Origin of the sequence: Flavobacterium sp. (assembly GCF_040379285.1) — a bacterium.
Classification (GTDB): Bacteria; Bacteroidota; Bacteroidia; order Flavobacteriales; family Flavobacteriaceae; genus Flavobacterium.
This window is the reverse complement of record NZ_JBEILJ010000075.1, coordinates 1-8,412: the sequence shown is the minus strand read 5'-3', so window position 1 is coordinate 8,412 and position 8,412 is coordinate 1. Positions and strand designations below refer to the sequence as shown.

The following is an 8,412-nucleotide window of genomic DNA, read 5'->3' as shown; positions in this document are numbered from 1 at the left end:
TCTCATTGACTTCTTTTTCATCAATGGCTACCATTCCGATGACTTCATCTTTTTCGTCGGCTAAAGTAATCCCGCGAACCCCAGAAGCTGTTCGTCCCATTGGACGCGTTTTGCTTTCTTCAAAGCGCACAAGTTTACCCGACTTCACAGCGATAAACACCTGACTGTTTCCTGTGGTTAGTTTTGCTTCTAACAACTCATCATCTTCACGAATCGTAATCGCATTAATCCCATTTTGACGGGGACGCGAATACTGCTCAAGCGGTGTCTTTTTCACCTGACCTTGCTTGGTCGCCATAATCACATAGTGATTGTTAATGTATTCTTCGTCTTTCAAGTCTTTAGTGCAAATAAAAGCCTTAACCTTATCATCGCTTTCAATGTTGATCAAGTTCTGAATCGCACGTCCCTTACTGGCTTTAGATCCTTCAGGAATTTCATAAACGCGCATCCAGTAACATTTTCCTTTTTGTGTAAAGAACAATAAATACTGGTGGTTGGTGGCTACAAACAAATGTTCTAGGAAATCTTGATCTCGTGTCGCCGCAGATTTCTGTCCCACCCCTCCTCTATTCTGAGTCTTATATTCTGATAATGAAGTTCGTTTAATATAACCCGCATGCGAAATGGTAATTACCACATTCTCGTCGGCAATTAAATCTTCAATACTTACATCACCGCCTGCATACACAATTTCAGAACGACGTGCATCACCATATTTATCGCGAACTTCAATCAACTCTTCTTTGATCAAGGCCATACGTAATTCTTTACTCGCCAACAAATCTTTCAATCGCTGAATCAACTTCATGACATCTTCATATTCAGCTCGCAGTTTATCTTGCTCAAGTCCCGTTAACTGACGCAAACGCATTTCAACAATGGCACGGGATTGAATTTCCGACAAACTAAAGCGTTCCATTAATTTGGTTCGAGCCTCATCGCCGTCTTTCGATCCACGAATAATAGCAATTACCTCGTCAATATTATCGGAAGCAATGATTAATCCTTCCAAAATGTGTGCACGTTCCTCCGCTTTACGCAACTCAAATTGCGCGCGTCGAACAACTACATCATGACGGTGCTCTACGAAATGGTGAATTAAATCTTTCAGATTCAACATCTCAGGACGACCGTTTACTAAGGCAATATTGTTTACGCTAAACGAGCTCTGCAATTGCGTGTACTTAAACAACATGTTGAGCACCACGTTAGGAACCGCATCGCGTTTTAACTCATACACAATGCGCATACCGCTTCGATCGGATTCATCGCGGATATTGGAAATACCTTCAATTTTCTTTTCATTAATCAAGTCCGCTGTCTTTTTAATCATCTCAGCTTTATTGACTTGATATGGAATTTCAGTTACTACGATGGCTTCTTTGCCATTGACCTCTTCAAAATTTACCTTACCACGAATAACAATGCGTCCACGACCCGTTTTAAAGGCTTCACGAACGCCTTCATAACCATAAATCACCCCTCCCGTTGGGAAATCAGGCGCTTTGATGTATTGAAGCAACTCGTCAATTTCTATAGTATTATTATCAATGTACGCCAAGGTTCCGTCGACCACTTCCGTGAGGTTGTGCGGCGGCATGTTGGTCGCCATCCCTACAGCAATTCCCGATGCTCCATTGATTAATAGATTAGGAATACGGGTAGGCATTACTTTGGGTTCATACAACGTATCGTCAAAGTTCAACTGAAAATCAACTGTTTCTTTGTCGATATCTGCCATTATGTCTTCTGACATTTTTTTCATGCGCGCTTCGGTGTAACGCATGGCTGCTGGACTGTCACCATCGATGGAACCAAAGTTTCCTTGTCCATCCACCAATAAATAACGTAAACTCCATTCTTGCGCCATACGCACCATGGCATCATATACCGAGCTATCCCCATGCGGGTGGTACTTACCGAGTACTTCCCCTACGATTCTCGCCGATTTTTTGTGGGCTCTATTTGAAAAAACTCCTAAGTCATACATTCCATACAACACACGGCGGTGAACGGGTTTTAAACCGTCACGAACGTCAGGTAAGGCACGAGAAACAATTACAGACATCGAATAATCGATGTACGCGCTTTTCATCTCGTCTTCAATGTTGATAGGAATTAACTTCTCTCCGTCAGACATATGCTAAATATTTTATAAAATTTTGGTTCAATTATTCAAACGTGCAATATACATCATTTTGTTTCTTTTAAAAGAAATTCCCACGGCATATTTCGACTTTTTATTAACAAAATCAAGGGTTGAAACGGTTAATAAATCCCCTGACATCCCCGACAACTATTGCGCTTTTTTTTGTCATTTTACATCCATAGGCTGTTGCGGAATGATTTTTGCATTTCCAGCTTAGATTTAGTAATTTTACCAAAACCCATAATCGGATTGCTATGGATGACAATTTTTCACCTCGAGTCAAAGATGTAATCACGTACAGTAAAGAAGAGGCCTTGCGCTTGGGGCATGACTTTATTGGTACAGAACATCTGATGCTGGGGATTTTACGCGATGGTAACGGGAAAGCGATCACTATATTAAATAATCTTTCGGTTGACTTAGAACATCTACGCCGTAAGGTTGAAGTATTAAGTCCACCTAACCCTTCGACTGACCACAGTATCGAAAAAAAGAATCTACACTTAACGCGCCAAGCCGAACGGGCTTTAAAAACTACCTTTTTGGAGGCTAAAGTTTTTCAAAGCACCTCAATCAGCACGGCACATTTATTATTGTGTATTCTTCGCAATGAAAATGATCCCACAACCAAGCTGTTGAATAAGTTGAAAATCGATTATGAAACAGCTAAAGAACAATATCTACAAATGACACCGAAAGACGAAGATTTCATGGATAACCTCCCCAAAAATGAATCCTTTAATGACGATTCAGGACAAGACGATAGCTTGAAGGGAGAAAACTTTAATAATCCCACAAATAAATCCAATAAAAAGTCGAAAACCCCTGTACTAGATAATTTTGGTCGGGATTTGACCGAATTGGCAGAAGAGGGAAAATTGGACCCTGTAGTGGGTCGTGAGAAAGAAATAGAACGTGTGTCTCAAATTCTCAGTCGCCGTAAAAAGAATAATCCCCTCCTTATTGGTGAACCCGGGGTGGGTAAATCAGCTATTGCCGAAGGATTGGCTTTACGTATCATTCAAAAGAAAGTCTCACGCATCTTGTTCAACAAACGGGTCGTAACCCTTGATTTGGCGTCACTTGTGGCAGGAACGAAATACCGTGGCCAATTTGAAGAGCGTATGAAAGCGGTTATGAATGAGTTGGAAAAAAATGACGACATCATCCTTTTCATTGACGAAATCCACACGATTGTAGGTGCTGGGGGTGCAACGGGTTCGCTCGATGCTTCCAATATGTTTAAACCGGCATTGGCCCGTGGGGAAATTCAATGTATTGGAGCAACCACGCTGGATGAATACCGTCAATATATCGAAAAAGATGGGGCTTTGGAACGTCGTTTTCAAAAAGTGATTGTAGAACCTACGACAGTGCCTGAAACCATTACTATTTTGAATAATATCAAAAATAAATACGAAGATCACCACAACGTCATTTACACGCCTGAAGCGATTGAGGCTTGCGTGAAGTTGACCGATCGATACATGTCTGAACGTTTCCTTCCCGACAAAGCGATTGATGCCCTTGACGAAGCCGGTTCTCGTGTTCACATCACCAATATTGATGTGCCCAAACAAATTTTGGATTTGGAGCGTCAGTTGGAAGAAGTCCGCGAACTTAAAAATTCGGTCGTAAAACGGCAGAAGTACGAAGAAGCCGCAAAATTGCGCGATGACGAGAAAAAGTTAGAAAAGGAACTAGCCATTGCCCAAGAACAATGGGAAGAAGATTCCAAAAACAATCGTATTCAAGTCACCGAAGACAATGTCGCCGATGTGGTATCGATGATGACGGGTATTCCTGTCAATCGTATTGCGCAAACGGAAAGCAACAAACTGGCGCATTTGCCTGAATTACTTCAAGGTAAGGTTATTGGTCAAAATGATGCCGTGTTGAAAATTGCGCGTTCGATTCAACGAAACCGTGCGGGTCTCAAGGATCCGAATCGCCCTATTGGTTCCTTTATTTTCCTAGGATCAACAGGGGTAGGTAAAACGCAATTGGCTAAAGTGTTGGCCAAAGAATTGTTTGATTCTGAAGATGCCCTTGTACGTATTGACATGAGCGAGTATATGGAAAAATTTGCCATTTCCCGCTTGATTGGAGCGCCTCCTGGTTATGTTGGATATGAAGAAGGAGGTCAATTGACCGAAAAAGTGCGTCGTAAACCGTATTGTGTGGTGCTTTTGGACGAAATTGAAAAAGCTCACCCCGACGTGTTCAACATGATGCTTCAGGTTTTGGATGACGGCTATTTGACCGATAGTTTGGGACGAAAAATTGACTTCAAAAACACGATTATTATTATGACTTCCAATGTGGGAGCGCGTCAGCTGAAGGATTTCGGCCAAGGCGTTGGTTTCGGCACTGCTGCAAAAGTGGCTCAAGCCGACGATCATTCCAAAAGTATTATCGAAAATGCGTTGAAGAAAACCTTTGCGCCTGAGTTCTTGAATCGTATTGATGACGTGATTGTATTCAATTCGCTGGAAAAAGAAGATATCGATAAAATTATTGAAATCGAATTGTCCAAATTGTACGCGCGCATTGCCGATTTAGGTTACACCCTTACGTTATCGGATACCGCCAAAGCATTTATTGCCGACAAAGGTTTTGACAAACAATTTGGAGCGCGACCGTTGAAAAGAGCGATTCAAAAATATGTTGAAGATGCGCTTGCCGAGGAAATCATCACCGCCAAAATTAATTCGGGCGACGAGATTTTCATGGATATTGAAGAAGGAGCCGAAGAATTATCGGTAACTGTTCAAAAAAAGGGCAAAACGACAAATTAATCATTTCATAACTTTAAAAACGAACCACGAGTAATCGAAATCATTTATTTCGTTTCATCGTGGTTTATTTTTTATCATGCAAAAACTCATCTTAGGTTCAGAAGAATGGTGTGGCTTTCCTCAGTTGGGACTTCCTACCATAAAAGCGCGCGTCGATTCGGGAGCAAAAACCTCTGCGCTACATGCCGTCAATATTGCGCCTTTTCAAAAAGAAGGTGAAACTTGGGTAAAATTTGACATCAATCCCATTCAAAAAAATCAAAAAACAATTATTCATTGTGAAGCCAAAGTGGTCGACAAACGCGTCGTCAAAAGTTCGAGCGGCTATAGAGAACAGCGCTATGTTATTCAAACCGATTTGCAATTGGGTGACGCGTGTTGGTCGGTAGAAGTGACCTTGACCAATCGCGATTCGATGGGATTTCGAATGCTATTGGGTCGTGAAGCTATGAGTGGTCGGATTTTGGTCGATCCCGAGCAGAAATACTTGTTGGGCGAACCCACCACAGACTACCTCAAAGAAATTTACCAAAAAGCGGTGGCGCAACGCACCGGTTTACGCATTGGTTTGTTGGCCAGTAATCCTGAACTTTACAGCAACCGGCGGATTATGGAAGCGGGAGAAGCACGGGGTCATGAAATGCATTTTTTGAACATCAAAGAATGTTATATGAAACTCGATGCGGTTAAGCCTGAAATTCATTACCGGGGCGGGAAAATATTAGACAATTTTGATGCGATTATTCCGCGTATTCGTCCCAGTATTACCTTTTATGGTTGTGCGCTCACCCGACAATTTGAAGCGATGAAAGTGTATTGCTTAAATTCTGCCAAAGCGATTACACAATCCAGAGATAAACTGTATTCGTTGCAACTACTCCTCCACCACGGGGTCGATATTCCCACTACGGGTTTTGCCAATTCGCCTTTGGATACCGATGATTTGATAAAAATGGTAGGCGGAACTCCGTTAATTGTCAAACTTTTGGAAGGAACCCAAGGCAAAGGAGTCGTTTTGGCCGAAACCAAGAAAGCTGCAGAATCGGTAATTAATGCGTTCAAAAGTTTGAATGCGAATATTTTAGTGCAAGAATTCATCAAAGAAGCCGATGGAAAGGATTTGCGCTTGTTTGTAGTCGATGGAAAAGTAGTGGCAGCCATGCAACGGGAAGCAGCACCGGGAGAATTTAGAGCCAACATTCACATGGGGGGAACCGCCTCTGTGGTCAAAGTAACGCCCGAGGAAAAACGGATTGCCATCAAAGCCGCCAAAGCGATGGATTTGAAAGTAGCGGGTGTCGACATCATTCGCTCCTCCAAAGGGCCGTTATTGCTCGAAGTGAACTCATCGCCAGGATTAGAAGGCATTGAGGGAGCAACGAACAAAGATATTGCGGGGGAAATGATTAAATCAATAGAAAAGAATTTCAAATGGAAATAGTTTCAAAAGGCATTATTGCAGCCATAGCGCTGTTGCACGGCTACATTTTATGGTTGGAAATGTTTGCATGGACCACCCAAGCGAAAAAAGTTTTTAGAAGCATTCCCGAAGATTTGTTCGAAAAAACAAAGGTGTTGGCCGCCAACCAAGGACTTTACAATGGATTTTTGGCCGCTGGATTGCTGTGGTCGCTGGCCATTACGGATCTCATCTGGGCCAAAAATGTGGCTTTATTTTTCTTAATCTGTGTGTTTATCGCAGGATTGTACGGTGCAGCCACAGCCAGTAAACGGATATTTTATGTACAAAGTGTCCCTGCTTTATTGGGGATTTTGAGTGTCTTGTTTAGGGAGTTTTAATTTGAACGACGAATTTCGATTCAGCCCCGATGGGAGCGGCATCCCCCGATGCCAATCGGGGATACAGCGGACAGCGGGTGGGTATGCCTTAGGACGACAAAATGAGTTGCTGCCTCAAAAAAAATACAGTATTTTCCAACCTTTTGGAGTTCGATACACTCTTTACAATAAAACGAATGTATGCAACGAACTCCGACTTCCCTACCCTATTTATGCTGCCTTTTTTTAGGATTAATACCTTTAGTGTGGTGTCGCGGACAAAAAAATGAGTTATCCAAAGAGAATTCGGAACACACGCTTTATTTTAATACCAACCAATTTCGACTTACTTCATTGCACCAAAAGCAATTGGATTCACTTTTTCCCTATGACAATGGGATAGGTTTAAAACATGAGTTTCACGTTACAGGGTATACGGATGAAACTGGACCGCTGGCTTACAACCAATGGCTCTCCACGAAACGAGCTGCTTCGGTAGCGGATTATTTACGTCAAAAAGGAATTGAGGAATTCGCCTTGGTTTACAAAGGTGACGGAATATGTTCCTTTTTAGATTCGAATGCAAAGCAACGAAGCGTAGCGGTTGATCACCGCCGTATTCGTGGTTGTGGATTGATGGAGGAAACGATGGATACGATTGCCTTTGGAGCGCCCTATTTCAAAAACATTGCTGCGTATTTTGATACCAAAAGCATGATTCGCGATCGTATTTTTGCTATTGATGTAAATGAAAAATTAATCAAAACGGCAGGAATGTATTTGTTTGAACCGAATGAAGACTTCTTTAAAACCGTTAACGCCAACACCGTCGTTCGCTTTTGTTTTCCTTTGGCAAAAGGCAAAAAATTTGATCCCGACATGAAAGTTTGGCGATTGGTTTTTAATGAAAAAGGCGAAAAACGTTGGGAAGAAACTGCGGTTCCCGTGCGTTTTAATTCGAATTCCTTTTGCTATGAAGCTTTTTTGAATTGTATGTATTTAAAAGAACAACGAGGAATCAACATCGACCGGGACAATCGTGAAATGGAAATCGAAATTTCGTTGTATAAAAATGTTGATGTTTTGGAAGTCGACCTCACGGATGCTGATTTTTCAGCAGTGGATGAGAGTAGCAACCAAAAGATCTACCAATTTGTAGGGTTAACTACACAAGAATCGGGATATTGTAAAGGGAAATTTAGAAAAAATGGCATCGAACACGAATTAAGTTTTCCACTAACGAGTTGCACTAAAACAGTACATCCCGACGGAAGAAACGCCTATTTTCTCTCGGAAAAAAGTCATTTTTGGGTGGATGGTAAAGAATACAACGGACCCCGAAATCTTTGGCAACGCATTGGGGATTGGTTTCGGAAAAAAGAAGAGCCGTTGTAAACTGATTTACTCAAAATCAATCACAAAACTTCTTAAAAACATTACCGATTTTTCAATATCGTAATGTAAAATGCGGTCCACTTCTACTAGCGGCACTTCTTCCCGGTACGATTTCAAGAAACTTTCCAAGAATTCGCTGCTTCGAAGGGGTCTTCTGTATTCAATCGCCTGCGAAGCATTCATTAATTCGATGGCTAAAATTCGCTCCAAATTGTCTACTATGCGTAAAGCTTTAGTGGCGGCATTCGATCCCATACTTACATGATCTTCTTGGCCGTTGCTGGAAAC

The 8,412-nt window shown here is 41.9% G+C and carries 6 protein-coding genes; 4 read left to right on the top strand and 2 right to left on the bottom strand.

Annotated elements, in window-relative coordinates:
• The coding region (gene gyrA / locus ABWO12_RS11600; protein ID WP_353089119.1) for a DNA gyrase subunit A at positions 1-2,143 on the bottom strand (2,143 nt) is incomplete at its 3' end.
• A 263-nt stretch (positions 2,144-2,406) separates the two neighbouring features.
• On the opposite strand from gyrA, the gene ABWO12_RS11595 reads away from it, so the two are divergent.
• From ABWO12_RS11595 to ABWO12_RS11580, 4 genes are all read left to right on the top strand, one after another.
• Positions 2,407-4,950 carry an ATP-dependent Clp protease ATP-binding subunit gene (locus ABWO12_RS11595; protein ID WP_353089118.1) on the top strand — a complete coding sequence of 848 codons (2,544 nt, stop codon included), beginning with the start codon at positions 2,407-2,409 and terminating at the stop codon, positions 4,948-4,950.
• Positions 4,951-5,026: 76 nt separating this feature from the next.
• Positions 5,027-6,391 carry a 30S ribosomal protein S6--L-glutamate ligase gene (gene rimK / locus ABWO12_RS11590; protein ID WP_353089116.1) on the top strand — a complete coding sequence of 455 codons (1,365 nt, stop codon included), beginning with the start codon at positions 5,027-5,029 and terminating at the stop codon, positions 6,389-6,391.
• A complete protein-coding gene (locus ABWO12_RS11585) occupies positions 6,382-6,750 on the top strand; it encodes a DUF1304 domain-containing protein (RefSeq protein WP_353089114.1) in 369 nt (122 codons plus the stop codon). The genes rimK and ABWO12_RS11585 overlap by 10 nt, the downstream gene beginning before the upstream one ends.
• Before the next feature lie 180 nt (positions 6,751-6,930).
• Complete coding sequence (locus ABWO12_RS11580) at positions 6,931-8,124, top strand: OmpA family protein (protein ID WP_353089113.1); 1,194 nt, start codon at positions 6,931-6,933, stop codon at positions 8,122-8,124.
• Positions 8,125-8,130: 6 nt separating this feature from the next.
• On the opposite strand, the gene ABWO12_RS11575 is transcribed toward ABWO12_RS11580, so the two are convergent.
• Positions 8,131-8,412, bottom strand: a 282-nt coding sequence (locus ABWO12_RS11575; protein ID WP_353089111.1) for an aromatic amino acid lyase, incomplete at its 5' end; no start/stop codon positions are given.

Excerpts from the sequence above, each read along its gene's own strand:
- ABWO12_RS11580 (WP_353089113.1), top strand. The coding sequence starts at position 6,931 with ATGCAACGAACTCCGACTTCCCTACCCTATTTATGCTGCCTTTTTTTA.
- ABWO12_RS11585 (WP_353089114.1), top strand. The coding sequence starts at position 6,382 with ATGGAAATAGTTTCAAAAGGCATTATTGCAGCCATAGCGCTGTTGCAC.
- ABWO12_RS11595 (WP_353089118.1), top strand. The coding sequence starts at position 2,407 with ATGGATGACAATTTTTCACCTCGAGTCAAAGATGTAATCACGTACAGT.
- rimK (WP_353089116.1), top strand. The coding sequence starts at position 5,027 with ATGCAAAAACTCATCTTAGGTTCAGAAGAATGGTGTGGCTTTCCTCAG.